Source organism: Vibrio sp. CDRSL-10 TSBA (assembly GCA_039696685.1).
GTDB lineage: Bacteria > Pseudomonadota > Gammaproteobacteria > Enterobacterales > Vibrionaceae > Vibrio.
Genome location: CP155566.1, coordinates 2,676,254 through 2,693,652 on the forward strand (window position 1 = coordinate 2,676,254; position 17,399 = coordinate 2,693,652).

Here is a 17,399-nt window from a genome sequence, read left to right on the forward strand (position 1 = left end):
TTCTATGATTCCATCAGTGCCTTAACCTGCTCACCAGTGCAGCCGAATCGGCGCTCGCGGTTCACAAACCAGGTCACTGCTTCAATTAAGCTGTCTTCACCAAATTCAGGCCAGTATTGCGGCGTGAAATACATTTCTGCATACGCCAGCTGCCACAACATAAAGTTGCTGATGCGGCATTCACCACTGGTGCGGATCAACAGGTCCACTTCCGGAATATCGGCCATGGTCAGATGCTGGGTAATCATGGCTTCATCAATCTGCGATGGATCCACTTCACCGCATGCGACCTTACGGGCGATTTCACGTGTGGCCTGAGTAATGTCCCACTTACCGCCATAGTTGGCGGCAATATTGACCACCAAACCGGTATTATTGGCAGTCAGGGCTTCCGCCTGGGCAATTTTTTTCTGCAGCCGCTCACTAAAACGACGTGTGTCGCCGATGATACGGAGACGCAGGTTATTCTTGTGCAATTTTTTGACTTCGGTCGACAGAAACTGTGATGAACAGCTCCATTAACACACCGACTTCTTCTTCAGGACGACGCCAGTTCTCGCTGCTGAATGCAAAGAGGGTGACCGCTTTGATGCCTAGTTTCGCTGCAGTAGAGATGGTTTTTCGAACAGCTGAGACGCCATTTTTATGGCCGAAGACTCGAGGTTTACCTTGCGCTTTCGCCCAGCGCCCGTTGCCATCCATAATGATTGCAATGTGCTGAGGTAAAACATCTGAAGAGAGTTGCGAATTTTGCATAGGAACGTATTGACGACAAAAAAGATGATGAAGAGTAGCATAAAAAAACGCTGTGCTGCGAGCACAGCGCTTTTATCACTGAAATTAATCGGAAATTATACTTCCATCAATTCTTTTTCTTTTGCTGCCAGCACTTCATCAATGCGTTTAACAGCAGCGTCAGTCAGTTTCTGAATTTCGTCCTGCGCTTTATGATCTTCATCTTCAGAGATTTCTTTCTCTTTCAGCAGGGCTTTCAGATCCGCGTTCGCGTCACGACGAATGTTACGTACAGCAACACGACCGCCTTCAGCTTCACCACGTACGATTTTAACCAGATCACGACGACGCTCTTCAGTCAGTGGTGGCAGTGGTACACGGATTACCGTACCTGCTGACATTGGGTTCAGACCCAGGTCAGACATCAGGATCGCTTTTTCGACTTTTGGCGTCAGCTCTTTGTCGAATACGGTGATTGCCAGAGTACGAGCATCTTCTGCTACGACGTTAGCAATTTGGTTAAGAGGCGTTGGTGCACCGTAGTACTCAACTGAGATGCCAGATAGCAGGCTTGGGTGCGCACGGCCAGTACGAACCTTACTCAGGTTGTTCTTTAGTGCTTCTACACTTTTGTCCATACGCTCTTGAGCGTCTTGTTTGATCTCATTAATCACAATTTCACCTTAATTCTTATTTCATCTTGCCAGTGATTCTTAAGCGGAGGTAATCAAAGTACCTTCCGTCTCACCCATCACTACGCGGCGCAGAGCGCCAGGTTTGTTCATGTTGAAGACACGGATTGGCATCTTGTGGTCACGAGCCAGAGTAAATGCCGCCAAATCCATAACTTTCAATTCTTTCTCAAGTACATCGTTGTATGCGAGCTTATCATACAGCTGTGCGTCTGGGTTGGCTACCGGGTCTGCACTGTAAACGCCGTCGACTTTTGTCGCTTTGAGAACTATGTCCGCTTCAATTTCGATACCACGCAGACATGCAGCCGAATCAGTAGTAAAGAACGGGTTACCGGTACCTGCAGAGAAGATCACCACTCGGCCCTGACGCAGTTGGCTAATCGCATCTGCCCAGTTGTAGTCATCACACACACCGTTCAGAGGAATTGCTGACATTACGCGTGCGTTTACATAAGCACGGTGCAGTGCGTCACGCATTGCCAGACCATTCATTACTGTTGCCAACATGCCCATGTGGTCACCCACAACGCGGTTCATACCAGCTGCAGCCAGACCAGCACCACGGAACAGGTTACCGCCACCGATAACAACGCCAACCTGAACACCAAGTTCTACCAGTTCCTTGACCTCCTGCGCCATGCGATCAAGAAACGGTTGGATCGATACCAAAACCTTCTTCGCCTTGAAGCGCTTCACCGCTAAGTTTTAACAGAATACGTTGATATGCTGGTTTAGGGTTCGTTGTCATGGACTTTACCTTCCAAAGAGAGTTCAAAGAGTTGTTTAACAGTCATGATTGGAGGCCAGGTTAAGACCTCCAATCATCACGGCTAAACGAAATGCATGCCTAGTCGTGAAAAGACCGCAGCCTGGGCTACGGTCTTTATCTGAGCAGTCTCGAAAAGGATTAACCTTTTTGAGCCATTGCTACTTCTTCAGCAAAGCTCAGCTCTTCTTTCTTCTCGATACCTTCGCCTACTTCCAGACGAACGAATGAAGTTACAGAAGCGCTTTTCTCTTTCAGAACTTCACCTACAGATTTCTTAGGTTCCATTACGAAAGGCTGGCCAGTCAGAGAAACTTCGCCAGTGAACTTACGCATACGGCCTTCAACCATCTTCTCAGCGATTTCTTTAGGCTTGCCTTCGTTCATTGCGATTTCTACTTGAACTTCACGTTCTTTAGCAACAACGTCAGCTGGTACATCTTCTGGGTTCACGTATTCTGGACGTGAAGCAGCAACGTGCATTGCAACGTGCTTCAGTGTTTCTGCGTCGCCTTCACCAGCAACAACAACACCGATTTTCTCACCGTGACGGTAAGAAGCTAGAGCTACACCCTGTACGTACTGTACGCGACGGATGTTGATGTTTTCACCGATTTTAGCAACCAGTGCAACACGCTCTTCTTCGAATTTAGCTTGTAGCTCTTCAACAGATACTTTAGAAGCCAGTGCTTCTACAGCTACTTTCTCAGCGAATGCTGCGAAGTTTGCATCTTTTGCTACGAAGTCAGTTTGGCAGTTAACTTCAAGAAGAACCGCAACGCCTTCACCTTCTTTGATGATGATCGCGCCTTCAGCAGCAACGTTGCCTGCTTTTTTAGCAGCTTTAGCAGCGCCTGACTTACGCATGTTCTCGATCGCTAGCTCGATGTCACCGTTAGTTTCAACAAGCGCTTTCTTACATTCCATCATGCCTGCGCCAGTACGGTCGCGCAGTTCTTTAACTAGAGCAGCAGTAACAGCCATTCTCTATTCCTCAGTTGATTCTGGATGTGGTAAAAATTGGGGGCCTACGTTTTCGGCCCCCAATGCTAACTATAATAACTTAGCTTATGCTTCAGCTTTGTGGCACATAGAACTAAGTATTACTATGAGCAGCTATTATTCAGCTTCTACGAAGTCGTCTTTGTCAGCAACAGCTGCAACGTCTTTGTTGCGGCCTTCAGTCAGAGATGCAGCAGCAGCGTTCAGGTACAGTTGAACAGCGCGGATTGCGTCGTCGTTACCTGGGATGATGTAGTCGATGCCGTCTGGGCTAGAGTTAGTATCAACTACTGCAAATACTGGGATACCCAGGTTGTTTGCTTCTTTAACTGCGATGTGCTCGTGATCAGCGTCGATTACGAACAGAGCGTCTGGTAGACCGCCCATGTCTTTGATACCACCAAGAGACTTCTCTAGCTTCTCCATTTCACGAGTACGCATTAGAGCTTCTTTCTTGGTCAGCTTGTCGAAAGTACCGTCAGTAGATTGTACTTCCAGCTCTTTCAGACGCTTGATTGACTGGCGAACAGTTTTCCAGTTAGTCAGCATACCGCCCAACCAGCGGTTGTTAACGTAGTACTGGTTGCTAGCAATAGCAGCTTCTTTAACCGCTTCAGATGCAGCGCGCTTAGTACCTACGAAAAGAACTTTACCTTTTTTCTCGCCAACTTTAACCAGCTCAGACAGAGCTTCGTTGAACATAGGTACAGTTTTTTCCAGGTTGATGATGTGAACCTTGTTACGAGCGCCAAAGATGAATGGCTTCATTTTTGGGTTCCAGTAACGAGTCTGGTGACCGAAGTGAACACCAGCTTTCAGCATATCGCGCATTGATACAGTTGCCATTATATAATCCTCTATGGGGTTAGGCCTCCACATCCCCCATGTTTCCGACCTCTCAGACTTACGCTGGAGGCACCCCGGATCATGTGTCGGAATGTGTGTGATTTAAAGTTAAATGTTAGTGGAATCGTATCTGTTTCGCCAAATGAAGAAATCAGACCGGGTTTCCGGCGCGCTTTATACCATATTTTGCGCTCAGGTGGCTAGTAAAAAATCGGTCGGCCTCACAGCCGGACCTCGCTCGTCATGCCCGTTATCGCTCTCTTTTTGACACACGCGGCAGCCTGGTTAATGACAATTCAATCACCTCTGATTCTCATTCTTACTTGACGGTATTGTTGCGCTTCCCTCTTCCACTGTTACAATAGCCCGATTAGCACAATGTGTGTGCATAAGCGTTAGTAGAGAAAGCCGATGTCTGTAATTATTAAAACTGCTGAAGAAATTGAAAAAATGCGCGTAGCCGGCCGTCTGGCGGCTGAGGTTCTGGAAATGATTGAACCTCATGTTAAGGCGGGCGTAACGACCGAAGAAACTGGATCAGATCTGTCACAAGTACATCACTGAAGTTCAGGGCGCAATTCCGGCTCCTCTCAATTATCACGGTTTCCCTAAATCTATCTGTACGTCAATCAACCACATCGTCTGCCACGGCATCCCGGCAGAGCAAGACACTGCTTACGGCCAGATCACCCGCCCGGCAGTGCTGAAAGATGGCGATATCATGAACATCGACATCACAGTGATTAAAGATGGCTATCACGGTGATACCTCGAAGATGTTCCAGGTCGGTGAAGTTGCTCCGGCGGATAAGCGCCTGTGCCTGGTTGCGCAGGAATGTCTGTACCTGGCACTGAAAAAAGTCAAACCGGGTACACAACTGGGTGAGATTGGTACCGCGATTGAAAAACACATCAAGACCAACAACAAGAATAACCCGCGCCTGAAATTCTCTATCGTGCGTGATTACTGTGGCCACGGCATCGGTGCCGGCTTCCATGAAGAGCCACAAGTTGTGCACTACCGCAACAGCGACCGCACAGTGCTGCGCGAAGGAATGATTTTCACCATCGAGCCGATGATTAACGCCGGTAAGTTCGGCTGCCGTCTGGATGATGAAGATAACTGGACCGTTTACACCGCCGACGGCAAAAACTCGGCGCAGTGGGAACACACCATTCTGGTCACCGCAGACGGCTGCGAAATCCTGACCCTGCGTGAGGAAGAGAGCATCCCACGCGTGTTCCACAACGCATAACCCGCTTCTAATCCCTGCTTCGGCAGGGATTTTTTTATCCCCGGTTTCCGGCCCCACGCCTTGGCAGCTCTGACGTAATATCTTGAGGCCGCTGACCGTTATCTGATAAATTCAATCACAGTATGTATTGAAACATTTGCATGGACGCACTTATGCCCTATTTATCTCCTGTGAGCCTGAGCGAAGAACAACTGACCATCAGTGAACTGAAACAGCAGCTCGAACAGTTTGCCCAGTATCAGAAAGACGAATTCCTCAGCCATCATCCGGTTGCCGATCTGGTTATCGGCCGTGCCGAATACATGGATCTGTTGCTCAACCGTTTATGGCGCCACTTCGGTTTTGATCAAATCGCAGAGATGAGCCTGGTGGCCGTGGGCGGTTACGGCCGCGGCGAGCTTCATCCGCTGTCCGATATCGATATTCTGGTGGTCTCCAGCCACAAGCTCCCCGACGACATCGCCGCCAAAATCAGCGAGTTCATCACCTTCTTATGGGATTTGCGTCTTGAAGTCGGTCATGCGGTACGTACCGTCTCTGAATGCGGCGATATCGGCCGCGAAGATCTCACCGTCGCCACTAACCTGCAGGAAGCACGTTTGCTGAGCGGCAGTGAAGAGACCTTCCACCGCCTGAAACTGGTTATCCATTCAGAAAGCTTCTGGCCCAGTGAAACCTTTTACCGCGCCAAGATTCAGGAGCAGCGTGAGCGTCACGCACGCTACCACGACACCACCTACAATCTGGAAACCGGACATTAAATCAACGCCGGGCGGCCTGCGCGACATCCATACCCTGGGCTGGGTAGCGCGCCGCCACTTCGGGGCCAAGACGCTGTATGAAATGAGCACGTTTGGCTTTCTGACCGATGCGGAGTTTCGTGAACTGGTCGAGTGTCAGGACTTTCTGTGGCGGGTACGTTTTGCCCTCCATCTGGAGCTGAAACGCTACGACAACCGACTGACATTTGCCCATCAGGCTCAGGTCGCTGAACACCTGGGGTTCACCGGTGAACATAACCGTCCGGTCGAAATGATGATGAAAGAGTTCTACCGTACCCTGCGCCGGGTAGCTGAACTCAACAAAATGCTGCTTAAGCTGTTTGATCAGGCGATCCTCAATAACGGTGAAGAGTGCGAGCCGCAAATCATCGACGATGACTTTCAGCGCCGCGGCAACCTGATTGAAGCGCGTAAACCGGCGCTGTTTCAGGCCCGTCCGGAAACCATTCTCGACATGTTCCTGCATATTGCCAATGACTCGAGCATAGAAGGTGTGTCACCACCGACCATGCGCCAGCTGCGCACGGCGCGTCGGCGTCTGAATAAGTTCCTGCACACTATTCCGGCGGCGCGGGAAAAATTCATGGAGCTGACCCGCCACCCCAATGCGCTGCATAAAGCCTTCAGCCTGATGCACAAACTGGGCGTACTGGCGGCTTACCTGCCGCAATGGAGCCAGATTGTCGGCCAGATGCAGTTCGATCTGTTCCACGTCTATACCGTCGATGAACACAGCATTCGCCTGCTCAAGCATATTCATGTCTTCTCTGACATGAAAAACCATGATAAACACCCGATTTGCTGTGAAGTTTACCCTAAAATCCAGAAAAAAGAGTTGTTAATCCTGGCAGCCATTTTCCATGACATCGGTAAAGGCCGCGGCGGCGATCACTCTGAAATCGGCGCAGTTGAGGCCTACGACTTCTGTATTGAACACGGCTTGTCCAAACCGGAAGCTAAACTGGTTTCCTGGCTGGTACAAAACCACCTGCTGATGTCGGTCACCGCCCAGCGCCGCGACATCTACGATCCGGATGTGATTATCGAGTTTGCCAAAAAAGTACGCGATGAAGAGTACCTGGAATACCTGCTGTGTCTGACCGTAGCGGATATCTGTGCCACCAACCCGGAATTGTGGAACAGCTGGAAACGCACCCTGCTGGCCGAACTTTACTACTCAACCCAGCGCGCCCTGCGGCGCGGACTGGAAAACCCGGTCGACGTCCGCGACAGGATCCGTCACAACCAACAGATGGCCTCTGCCCTGCTGCGCAAAGAAGGCTTCAGTGCGCGTGAAATCGAGCTGTTGTGGCAACGTTTCAAAGCCGACTATTTCCTGCGTCACACTCATAAACAGATCGCCTGGCACGGCACACACCTGCTGCGTCTGGAAGATCACACTAAACCCATGGTGATGATCAGTAAAAAAGCACCGCGCGGCGGCAGCGAAATTTTTGTCTATACCAAAGACCAGCCAGCCCTGTTTGCCACTGTGGTGGCTGAGCTCGACCGGCGCAATCTCAGCGTCCATGACGCCCAGATTATGACCAGCAAAGACGGCTATGTACTCGATACTTTTATGGTCCTGGATCAGAAACGGTAATGCGATTGAAGAAGCCAACCGCGAACCTTTAACCCAGCAACTGTTACAGGTACTGCAGGAAGGCCAGCGGCCTAAAATCCGCCCACGCCGTATTCCGCGTCAGTTACAACATTTTAAAGTCAAAACCCAGGTCGACTTTTTACCCACCAAGAGTAAAAAACGTACCCTGATGGAGTTTGTCGCGCTCGATACGCCGGGATTACTGGCTACCGTCGGTGCCACCTTCTCCGAACTGAATCTTGATTTGCACGCGGCAAAAATCACCACCATCGGCGAACGGGCAGAAGATTTATTCATTCTGACCGGCGCCCACGGCGGTAAACTGAGTGAGGAAGAAGAACAGACATTGCGTGAACATCTGGTAAGTAACGTCTCCGAACTTGCGCCGAATTAGGACAAACTCGCGGGAAGCGCGATCTTGCCCACAAGTTAGAGGTGTGGGTATAAAGTAAGCTATCTCAGTCAGTGACAGGCTGCTACATTATTAATAACCGTCTCACTGTTCACTATCGTACTGATAATAAAGAGGTCGCTTATGTTTCCACACCTCACGGGTCTAGGAATTTCCGAACCGACGCAAATTGAACGCTATTCGCTGCGCCAGGAGGCACACAAAGATGTCTTGAAAATCTATTTCAAGAAGCAGAAAGGCGAGCTGTTTGCCAAAAGTGTTAAGTTCAAATACCCACGCCAGGTTAAAAATGTCCTGGTCGACAGTGGCAGCCATCAGTACAAAGAGGTCACGGAAATCAACCGAAACCTGACTCTGGTGATTGAAGAGCTCAACAAAGTGACCCGTCATGTCAGCGTGAGCACAACGGATACTAAACAGAAGATTCTCAACGACCTGCGCCACCTGGAAAAGGTGGTCGCAAGTAAGATTGCCGAGATTGAAGCCGATCTGGAAAAACTGTAACCGGCCTGCTCAGCAGTACGTTCACCGACCAACAAAAAAGGTTCCTTCAGGAACCTTTTTTCGTTTAAACCAGCCACCCGGCCCAGTGCCCGACCAGCACCAGAGCAATCGCCGCCATCACACCGGCCACCAGATCATCGAGCATGATGCCGAATCCGCCGTGAACCCGCTTATCAAGCCAGCCAATCGGCCAGGGTTTGACCATGTCAAAGAAGCGAAACAGCACAAAGCCAGTGACCAGCCAGCGCCAGTCCAGCACCGGTAACTGCATGACCGGTACCACCAGCATGGTGATCCAGAATCCGGCAAATTCATCCCACACAATGGAGCCGTGATCGTGCACCTGCATGTCATCAGAAGTGACCTGACAGATTTTAATTCCAATCACAGAAGCGGCAACAATCACCACTACATACAGTGCCAGCGGCAGTTGTGCCAGCAGCAGATAAAACGGCACCGATGCCAGAGTGCCCATCGTGCCTGGCACCACAGGCGACAGACCACTGCCGAACCCGGTAGCCAGCAGATGCCACGGATTATTCATATGTAAACGAGACTTGGGATTGGTCATTTTACTTCCTTGAAGTGATCATAGCCGCTCAGCGACCAATCTAGTTTCTGGCCGTTGTTCATCAGCTCAAACACACCTTGCGGGCGAATCTGACCAATACAGGTCACTTTGGTGCCGCAGTGCGCCAACGCACTATTGAGCGTGCCCTTGTTTTGCTCAGGGACGGTGAAACACAATTCGTACTCTTCGCCACTGGTCAGTGCATACTGCTGCGCAACCTGAATCGAAGGGGCAAACTGACGCAGTTTCTTTCGACATCGGCAGACAGTTGACATCCAGACTCACACCGACCTGTGACTGATGCAGAATATGCCCCAGGTCTGAAATCAGACCGTCCGAGATATCGATTGCTGCGGAAGCGAGGTTGAGCAGAGCCTGCCCGGCCAGAATGCGTGGAGTAGAGAGATAGTGGCGCTGCTCGAGCTCAGCGGCGAATGGTTCATGCCGTTTGGCGGGATCAAGAATCACATCCAGCCCCGCTTTGCTGTCACCCAGTTCACCGGTCACATACACCCAGTCACCGACTTTAGCCTGGTTACGCAGTAAGACTTTATCTTGCGGCACAAAGCCCTGAACTGTCAGCGTAATGCTGAGCGGACCTTTGGTCGTGTCACCACCTATCAGCTGAATGTTGTAGTAATTGGCCAGCTCAAAGAACGCATTACAAAATGGTTCCAGCCAGGCTTCATCAATCTGCGGCAGAGTCAGCCCCATAGAAACCCAGGCCGGTGTCGCGCCCATCGCGGCTAAATCACTCAGGTTAGAGGCCAGTGCCTTATGCGCCACCCAGGCCGGATTGGCATCCGCCAGAAAGTGAGTACCAGCAACCAGGGTATCGGTGCTGATGGCAATACGCACGTTATCAGGTGCTTTGACGATGGCGCAGTCGTCACCGAGAGTCAGGTGGACATCTTTGCGCTGCGCCTGACGGGCAGAAAAATACTTATCGATTAGGTTAAATTCACCAAACATCAGGAGTACCAAGTCTTGTCGACAAGACTGAATTGACGATAGAAAAAGACTAAACGAACTATATAGAAAGACCAAACGTACTAGACAGAAAGATTAAACGAACTGTGTAGAAAGACGAAATTTACTATATAGAAAACACGAAATTGACGATATAAAAAAGGTCAGCGATTGCTGACCTTTTCATTGTAAAGCGAATTACGATTTTTTGCGTACATGGGGTGCGGCTTTATCCAGCACACCATTCACAAATTTATGGCTGTCTTCTGCAGCGAAGACTTTAGCCAGTTCAATCGCTTCATTGATGACCACTTTGTAAGGAACATCATCGCGGCGAGTCATTTCGTACATCGCCAGACGCAGCAACGCCAGCTCCATCATATCCAGATCCTGCATAGGACGAGATACAAACGGGCGTAGTTTGCTGTCTAATTCAGTGTGGTTCAGAACAACCCCTGCGAGCAGGTCACGGAAGTATGCCACATCAGTTTCTGGCGCTGAAAGTGCAGGTTCTGCAGCATGATGCTCTTCTTCATCATACTTACCACTGGATAAAAATTGCTCTTCGATAGTCGCAACATTATCTTTAGTAATCTGCCACGAATAAATAGCTTGTAGCGCAAACTGGCGTGCATTACGACGTGCGGCTGGTTTCACACTGGCCCCCATTAGGAATCAATTTCAGAAAGAACGTTAATCATCTCAAGTGCGCTTAGTGCAGCTTCTGCACCTTTATTACCAGCCTTGGTTCCTGCGCGTTCAATAGCTTGATCGATTGTATCAACGGTCAGAACACCGAATGCGACAGGAATGCTGAATTCCATCGACACTTGTGCCAGACCTTTATTCATTTCACTACAAACATAGTCAAAGTGTGGTGTACCACCACGAATTACTGAACCCAGCGATACGATCGCATCAAATTTACCGGTTTTCGCCACACGTTGGGCAACCAGTGGTAGCTCTACCGCACCCGGGCAACGAACTACAGTGATGTTGTCGTCGCTCACTTGGCCGTGACGCTTCAAAGTGTCGATGGCACCAGACAGCAGACTTTCGTTAATAAAACTGTTGAAACGAGAAATCACAATCGCAACTTTTGCATTTGGTGCTGGGAAACCACCTTCGATCACTTTCATAAGCTTTCCTTTAACTATGTTCATCAAGTGAGAATCGCCGGATTCTAGCACAATTTTGTGAGCGATATCTAATGGAAATTGACACACTCAGCCCACACTGACCCAGCCCTCTCCCTGAGAACTTGATTGAATTTGAATTTATTATTAAGGCTTAAACACTTGCCGCCCACCTTGGCGACAGGTATCGGTTTTATTGCTCAGACCCATCAACGGGCCTGAGCGAAGTTTGCTTACTCGCAGATGTACTCAACCACGTTGAGGCCAAAGCCACCTAAAGCGTGGTATTTTTTGTTCGGTGACGACAGCAGACGCATATCACTCACACCCAAATCTGCCAGGATCTGCGACCCGACACCGACGCGACGCGAGGTGCCCTGTTTCTTAGCCAGTGTCGGCGCTTCACCTTTGTCCTGCTGTTCAAACATTTTCAGACGATGCAGCAGCAGTTCAGTCGACTCTTCATTACCGAGGATAACCAGCACGCCACCATCCTGACCGATGCGTTTCATCGCTTTGTCCAGCGTCCAGCTACGCTCGGCATTGCGGTCACTGCGCAGCAGATCGGTAAACGTATCTTGCAGATGAACCCGAACCAGCGGTACTTCTGTAACCAGATCGCCTTTCTTCAGCGCATAATGCAGTTGGTTATCGATGATATCGCGATAGGTCACCAAGTCGAACTCACCAAACTCGGTCGGCAGCTTACACTCAGAAACACGCTCAATCGTGGTTTCGGTGTTATTGCGGTATTCGATCAGATCAGCAATGGTGCCCAGTTTAATGTCGTGCTTGTCAGCAAACAGTTCCAGATCCGGGCGACGCGCCATCGTGCCGTCATCATTGAGGATCTCAACAATCACCGAAGCCGGCTCCAGGCCCGCCAGACGCGCCAGGTCACAACCGGCTTCCGTATGGCCGGCACGAATAAGCACACCGCCGTCCTGTGCGGCCAGCGGGAAGATATGACCAGGCTGGACCAGGTCAGAAGCTACTGCGCCTTTCGCTACCGCCGCCTGCACAGTTCGGGCACGATCAGCGGCAGAGATACCAGTGGTTACGCCACGGGCCGCTTCAATAGAAACAGTGAAGTTGGTGGTATACTGAGCATTGTTATCCTGCACCATAGGTGGCAGGCCAAGGTTGTGACAACGCTCTTTGGTCATGGTCAGACAAATCAGACCGCGGCCGTGGGTCGCCATAAAGTTGATCGCTTCCGGCGTAATATGCTCGGCAGCCATGATCAAATCACCTTCATTTTCCCGGTCTTCATCATCCATCAGGATGACCATCTTACCGAGGCGAATATCTTCGATAATTTCTTGCGGCGTACTAATTGGCATGATTCTCGTCCTATTGTCCGGTGCGCGCACGTTACGTGTTACGCGAAACCATTTTGTTGTAAGAATTCCATTGTAATGCGTGACTCTGGCTGCTCGGCTTGACGACCGCCCTGCAGCAGTCGCTCCAGATAACGGGCCAGCACATCCACTTCCAGGTTCACTTTATGTCCGACCTGGAACTGGTCGATCGTCGTCTCTTGGGAAGTGTGCGGCACTATGGTCAGTTTAAACGCATTTTTACGCAAGTCATTGACGGTTAAGCTGATACCATCAACCGTTACCGAACCTTTCTCGGCGATGTACTTGCTCAGCTCAGCTGGAATCGCGACCCAGAATTCGATCGCCCGACCGACCGCATTACGTTCAACGATTTCACCTACGCCATCCACGTGACCCGACACGATATGACCACCAAAACGGGTTGTCGGTAACATGGCTTTTTCTAAGTTTACTTTGTCACCCACTTTGTAGTGAGCAAAACCCGACTTTTTCAGGGTCTCGAGCGACAAATCAGCGCTGTAGCTGTGGTCATCAAATGCCACCACGGTCAGACAGACACCATTGGTAGCAATACTGTCCCCGAGTTTGACATCACTCATATCCAGAGCGCCGGCATCGACAGAGATGCTGATGTCCTCGCCTTTTGGCGTAATCGCAGTCAGCGTACCGACCGCTTCGACAATTCCAGTAAACATAATCTAATCATCTTTCAATTGTGGCTTTGCCACGATGCGAATATCCGGGCCGACCATACGGCAATCCTGAATTTTAACATCCAGAACCTGCTGCATATCGGTCAGTCCCAAAGCTCCAAACAGGCCGCGTCCGTCGCTGCCCATCACCTTTGGTGCCAAATATAAAATCAGTTCATCAACCAGTTGCTGCTGCAGCAGTGATTTGGCCAGAGTTGCCCCTGCTTCTACCCAAATATGGTTGATGTTGTGCTGCTTAGCTAGTGCTCCCAGAGCCTGAGCGAGGTCGAGCTGACCATCCGTATTCACCGCCACGCATACTTCAGCGTCCTGTTCGGCCACGCGCAGTACCGCGCCGTCTGCCGCATACAGTTTCAGTTCCGGATGCAGCTGGTGCTGACGATCCAGCACCACACGCACCGGCTGACGCAACTCCTGCTCAGCATAAGCGTCCTGAACGCCTTGCGGTAACTCAGACCAGCGTACCGTCAGCGAGGCATTATCGGCCAGTACTGTCTGGCTGGTTGACAGAACAGCACCTGCTTTAGCGCGCAAGGCCTGCACATCACGACGCGCCTGCGCAGAGGTGATCCACTGACTGCGTCCGTTGGCGAGCGCCGTCTGTCCATCCAGACTGGCAGCCATCTTAAGTTGCACGAACGGCATGCCGCTTTGCATACGTTTAATGAAAGCCGGATTAAGCGCGTACGCATCCTGCTCCAGCAAGCCCACTTCTACCTCAATGCCCGCATCGCGCAGCATCTGAATACCGCGTCCGGAAACCTGAGGATTCGGGTCCTGCATCGCGCAGATCACTTTCGCCACACCGGCATTAATCAGGCCTTCGGCACACGGCGGAGTGCGACCGTAATGAGAACAGGGTTCGAGGGTGACATAGGCGGTCGCACCTTGCGAAACGCTCACCCGCCATGCGCAGCGCATGGACTTCAGCGTGGGGCTGACCGGCACGAAAATGGAAACCTTCACCGACGATCGTCTCACCCTGGGTGATGACACAGCCGACATTCGGATTAGGTGCAGTGGTAAACTGCCCGCGCTGGGCTAATTTGATCGCGCGGGACATCATCTGAAAATCAAAAGGAGTAAATGTAGGCATAGTCGGAAATGATCAATCTTCTAGTTTGGCAATCTCTTCACCAAATTCACGTACATCTTCAAAACTGCGATATACCGAGGCAAAACGGATGTAGGCCACTTTATCCAGCTCTTTGAGCTGCTCCATGACCAGATTGCCGATAAGCTTACTCGGCACTTCTCGTTCGCCGGTAGCACGTAATTTGGATTTGATGGTGGTGATAGCCAGATCAATTGAATCGGCGCTGACCGGACGTTTTTCCAGTGCACGCTGCAAACCACCTACCATTTTGTCTTCATCAAACGGTTCACGGTTGCCGTTAGACTTGATTACACGCGGCATCACCAGTTCGGCCGTTTCAAATGTGGTGAAACGTTCATTACAAGCCAGACACTGGCGACGGCGGCGCACCTGGTGGCCATCTGCAACCAGACGTGAGTCGATCACTTTTGTATCGTTCTCAGAACAAAAAGGACAATGCATATCACCTCCATAACAATCCTGTCAGTGTACCGGAATTGCTTGAATGAAGAAAAGAAAAAGGGGCATATACGCCCCTTTTCAGTTCAACTTCACGCGATTTTGTTAACTGCGTGACAAGTAGTTCGCTTTCCCGACCCATTTGTAGCTGGTCAGCTCTTCAAGGCCCATAGGTCCGCGTGCATGCAGCTTCTGAGTAGACACCGCGACTTCAGCCCCCAGACCAAACTGAGCACCGTCGGTGAAGCGGGTCGAAGCATTGACGTACACCGCAGCCGAACCGGCAGAATTGATGAAGAGTTCAGCATTGAACAGGTCATTGGTCATGATGGCATCCGAGTGACTGGCATTGTGCTCACGCATGTGCTCAATCGCTTCCTGCACGTCTTTAACCACTTTAACGCCCAGGGTGTAGCTCAGCCATTCCATATCGAAATCACCCGCCTGGGCCGCACGGACTTCCGCCGCTGAGGTCATCAGTGGTTGCGCTTTTTCTTCCGCGACAAAACTGACCTTGTTGCCGAGTTTGGCAATCAGTTTTTCCAGTAGCGGCTGCGCTACGGCTTCATGCACCAGCAAGGTATCGAGTGCGTTACAGGCCGACGGACGCTGCACTTTGGCGTTTTCAATCACGTCAACTGACTTATCCAGATCGGCACTGGCATCGACAAAAATGTGGCTGATACCAAAACCGCCGATAATCACAGGAATGGTGCTGTTCTCTTTACACATCTTGTGCAGGCCAGCGCCACCACGCGGAATGATCATATCGACGTAGTCATCCAGTTTAAGCAGTTGGGTCACCAGTTCACGATCCGGTTTCTCAATGTACTGCACTGATGCAGCAGGCAGATCCGCTTTCTGCAGCGCCGACTGAATCACTTTGACCAGTTCCATATTGGAGAAAAAGGTCTCTTTACCACCACGCAGAATAGAAGCATTACCGGTTTTCAGACACAATGCCGCAATATCGATGGTCACGTTAGGACGCGCTTCATAAATGACACCGACCACACCCAGAGGTACGCGACGGCGAGAAAGCGACATGCCGTTTTCCAGCACCTTGCTGTCAATTTCACTGCCCACCGGATCGCTCAGGCTGATCACGTTACGCACGTCACCGGCAATCGCGCTCAGGCGCGCTTCGTTCAGTAAAAGACGATCCAGCAGCGCATCGGTCAGACCGGCTGCGCGGCCAAGTTCAATATCTTTGGCATTCGCAGCCAGAATTGCATCAGCATTTGCTTCCAGTTCATCGGCAATAATCGCCAGCGCCTGGTTTTTCTGTGCCGTCGAGGCGGTGGCTAACTGAAAAGCGGCCTGTTTGGCGGCTTTTCCCATCAAGGTTAAATCCACTTTCTCTTCTCCCTACTTCTATTCCTGAATCACGACCATGTCGTCGCGGTGAATCACTTCTGAGCCATAATCATAGCCAAGTGTTTCGATAATAAGTTTACTGTGCTTACCGGCAATTTTTGCCATGTCGTGGCTCGAGTACGCGGCAATACCACGCGCAATCAGATGGCCATGACCATTGGTCACCCGTACCACTTCACCACGGGAGAATTCGCCCTGAACACGCACCACGCCTTTAGCCAGCAGGCTGCTGCCTTTGGTGGTTACTGCGCGCACGGCGCCGTCATCAATGAAAATATCACCGGATGCGGCCGGACCGGCCAGAATCCAGCGTTTGCGGTTTTCCAGCGACTCTTCCAGCGGCAGAAAACGAGTACCCTGCGGGTTATTGCTCAGTGAGTCAAAAATCACGTTCGGTGCACGACCTGCGGCTATGATAACCTCTATGCCGGCCCGGCGCGCGATGTCCGCCGCCTGCAACTTAGTGGCCATACCACCGGTCCCCAATGTAGTACCGCTGCCACCGGCAATTTTGCGCAGAGTGTCATCGATGGTTTTGACTTCTTTAATCAGCTCCGCGTTGGGATCTTTACGCGGGTCAGCGGTAAACAAACCTTTCTGATCAGTCAGCAGCAGTAATTTATCGGCACCACACAAAATACCGACCAGCGCCGATAAGTTATCGTTATCGCCGACTTTGATTTCATTGGTCGCTACCGCATCATTTTCATTCACGATCGGAATAATACCGTGGTCAACCAGGGCATTAATGGTATCGCGCGCATTAAGGAAACGTTCACGGTCTTCCAGATCGGCGCGAGTCAGCAACATCTGACCAATTTTAATCCCATAAATAGAGAACAGACGTTCCCACGCTTCAATCAACTGACTTTGCCCGACAGCGGCCAGAAGCTGTTTGCTGGCGATCGCGTTGGGCAATGCGGGGTAACCAAGATGTTCACGGCCTGCTGCAATTGCACCAGACGACACGATCACCACTGAGTGACCCTGTTTTTTCAGTTCAGCACACTGACGCGCCAGTTCGACCATATGCGCACGGTCTAGCGCCAATGTACCACCGGTAAGAACACTGGTTCCTAGTTTCACAATCACTGTTTGTGAAGCTTTTCCGCTTTGTTGATTCGATTTCATGATT

General features: G+C 50.8%; 12 protein-coding genes and 6 pseudogenes. 3 read left to right on the forward strand and 15 right to left on the reverse strand.

All coding sequences use genetic code 11. From position 1 onward, the window contains the following. Positions 1–2 precede the first annotated feature (2 nt). The 5 genes and pseudogenes from uppS to rpsB form a co-directional block, all read right to left on the reverse strand. A pseudogene (gene uppS / locus ABDK09_20120) lies at positions 3–756 on the reverse strand (polyprenyl diphosphate synthase). A 95-nt stretch (positions 757–851) separates the two neighbouring features. Continuing rightward, a complete protein-coding gene (gene frr, locus ABDK09_20125) occupies positions 852–1,409 on the reverse strand; it encodes a ribosome recycling factor (protein XAW89145.1) in 558 nt (185 codons plus the stop codon). A gap of 39 nt (positions 1,410–1,448) precedes the next feature. Beyond that, positions 1,449–2,178, reverse strand: a pseudogene (gene pyrH / locus ABDK09_20130) (UMP kinase). A 159-nt stretch (positions 2,179–2,337) separates the two neighbouring features. After that, positions 2,338–3,180: a translation elongation factor Ts gene (gene tsf, locus ABDK09_20135; GenBank protein XAW89146.1), complete on the reverse strand. Its 843-nt coding sequence runs from the start codon at positions 3,178–3,180 to the stop codon at positions 2,338–2,340. Between the two features lie 135 nt (positions 3,181–3,315). Continuing rightward, positions 3,316–4,044 carry a 30S ribosomal protein S2 gene (gene rpsB / locus ABDK09_20140; protein XAW89147.1) on the reverse strand — a complete coding sequence of 243 codons (729 nt, stop codon included), beginning with the start codon at positions 4,042–4,044 and terminating at the stop codon, positions 3,316–3,318. 411 nt (positions 4,045–4,455) lie between these two features. Here rpsB and map point away from each other — a divergent pair. From map to ABDK09_20155, 3 genes and pseudogenes are all read left to right on the forward strand, one after another. Then, positions 4,456–5,299 (forward strand): annotated as a pseudogene (gene map, locus ABDK09_20145) (type I methionyl aminopeptidase). A 152-nt stretch (positions 5,300–5,451) separates the two neighbouring features. After that, a pseudogene (glnD, locus tag ABDK09_20150) lies at positions 5,452–8,078 on the forward strand (bifunctional uridylyltransferase/uridylyl-removing protein GlnD). A gap of 141 nt (positions 8,079–8,219) precedes the next feature. Further along, complete coding sequence (locus ABDK09_20155) at positions 8,220–8,600, forward strand: DUF3461 family protein (protein ID XAW89148.1); 381 nt, start codon at positions 8,220–8,222, stop codon at positions 8,598–8,600. 64 nt (positions 8,601–8,664) lie between these two features. On the opposite strand, the gene pgpA is transcribed toward ABDK09_20155, so the two are convergent. The 10 genes and pseudogenes from pgpA to proB all read right to left on the reverse strand — a co-directional run bounded on the left by pgpA (position 8,665) and on the right by proB (position 17,395). Beyond that, positions 8,665–9,171: a phosphatidylglycerophosphatase A gene (pgpA, locus tag ABDK09_20160; protein XAW89149.1), complete on the reverse strand. Its 507-nt coding sequence runs from the start codon at positions 9,169–9,171 to the stop codon at positions 8,665–8,667. Beyond that, positions 9,168–10,143, reverse strand: a pseudogene (gene thiL, locus ABDK09_20165) (thiamine-phosphate kinase). Before thiL ends, pgpA begins: the two are co-directional and overlap by 4 nt. 195 nt (positions 10,144–10,338) lie before the next feature. Further along, positions 10,339–10,809 carry a transcription antitermination factor NusB gene (gene nusB, locus ABDK09_20170; protein XAW89150.1) on the reverse strand — a complete coding sequence of 157 codons (471 nt, stop codon included), beginning with the start codon at positions 10,807–10,809 and terminating at the stop codon, positions 10,339–10,341. Further along, positions 10,809–11,279, reverse strand: a complete 471-nt coding sequence (ribE, locus tag ABDK09_20175; protein ID XAW89151.1) for a 6,7-dimethyl-8-ribityllumazine synthase — start codon at positions 11,277–11,279, stop codon at positions 10,809–10,811. Before ribE ends, nusB begins: the two co-directional genes overlap by 1 nt. Before the next feature lie 230 nt (positions 11,280–11,509). Continuing rightward, positions 11,510–12,619, reverse strand: coding sequence for a bifunctional 3,4-dihydroxy-2-butanone-4-phosphate synthase/GTP cyclohydrolase II (gene ribBA, locus ABDK09_20180; GenBank protein XAW89152.1), 1,110 nt, complete (start codon positions 12,617–12,619; stop codon positions 11,510–11,512). 38 nt (positions 12,620–12,657) lie between these two features. Then, positions 12,658–13,314, reverse strand: a complete 657-nt coding sequence (locus ABDK09_20185) for a riboflavin synthase (GenBank protein XAW89153.1) — start codon at positions 13,312–13,314, stop codon at positions 12,658–12,660. 3 nt (positions 13,315–13,317) lie between these two features. Next, a pseudogene (gene ribD / locus ABDK09_20190) lies at positions 13,318–14,428 on the reverse strand (bifunctional diaminohydroxyphosphoribosylaminopyrimidine deaminase/5-amino-6-(5-phosphoribosylamino)uracil reductase RibD). A gap of 12 nt (positions 14,429–14,440) precedes the next feature. Further along, complete coding sequence (nrdR, locus tag ABDK09_20195; protein ID XAW89154.1) at positions 14,441–14,890, reverse strand: transcriptional regulator NrdR; 450 nt, start codon at positions 14,888–14,890, stop codon at positions 14,441–14,443. A gap of 102 nt (positions 14,891–14,992) precedes the next feature. Continuing rightward, entirely contained in the window at positions 14,993–16,243 is a 1,251-nt protein-coding gene (locus ABDK09_20200) for a glutamate-5-semialdehyde dehydrogenase (protein ID XAW89155.1), read from the reverse strand. An 18-nt stretch (positions 16,244–16,261) separates the two neighbouring features. Further along, positions 16,262–17,395 carry a glutamate 5-kinase gene (gene proB, locus ABDK09_20205; protein XAW89156.1) on the reverse strand — a complete coding sequence of 378 codons (1,134 nt, stop codon included), beginning with the start codon at positions 17,393–17,395 and terminating at the stop codon, positions 16,262–16,264. Positions 17,396–17,399 lie beyond the last annotated feature (4 nt).

Coding starts and splice junctions, on each gene's coding strand:
- tsf (XAW89146.1), bottom strand. CDS start 3,180: ATGGCTGTTACTGCTGCTCTAGTTAAAGAACTGCGCGACCGTACTGGC.
- rpsB (XAW89147.1), bottom strand. CDS start 4,044: ATGGCAACTGTATCAATGCGCGATATGCTGAAAGCTGGTGTTCACTTC.
- ABDK09_20155 (XAW89148.1), top strand. CDS start 8,220: ATGTTTCCACACCTCACGGGTCTAGGAATTTCCGAACCGACGCAAATT.
- pgpA (XAW89149.1), bottom strand. CDS start 9,171: ATGACCAATCCCAAGTCTCGTTTACATATGAATAATCCGTGGCATCTG.
- nusB (XAW89150.1), bottom strand. CDS start 10,809: ATGGGGGCCAGTGTGAAACCAGCCGCACGTCGTAATGCACGCCAGTTT.
- ribE (XAW89151.1), bottom strand. CDS start 11,279: ATGAAAGTGATCGAAGGTGGTTTCCCAGCACCAAATGCAAAAGTTGCG.
- ribBA (XAW89152.1), bottom strand. CDS start 12,619: ATGCCAATTAGTACGCCGCAAGAAATTATCGAAGATATTCGCCTCGGT.
- ABDK09_20185 (XAW89153.1), bottom strand. CDS start 13,314: ATGTTTACTGGAATTGTCGAAGCGGTCGGTACGCTGACTGCGATTACG.
- nrdR (XAW89154.1), bottom strand. CDS start 14,890: ATGCATTGTCCTTTTTGTTCTGAGAACGATACAAAAGTGATCGACTCA.
- proB (XAW89156.1), bottom strand. CDS start 17,395: ATGAAATCGAATCAACAAAGCGGAAAAGCTTCACAAACAGTGATTGTG.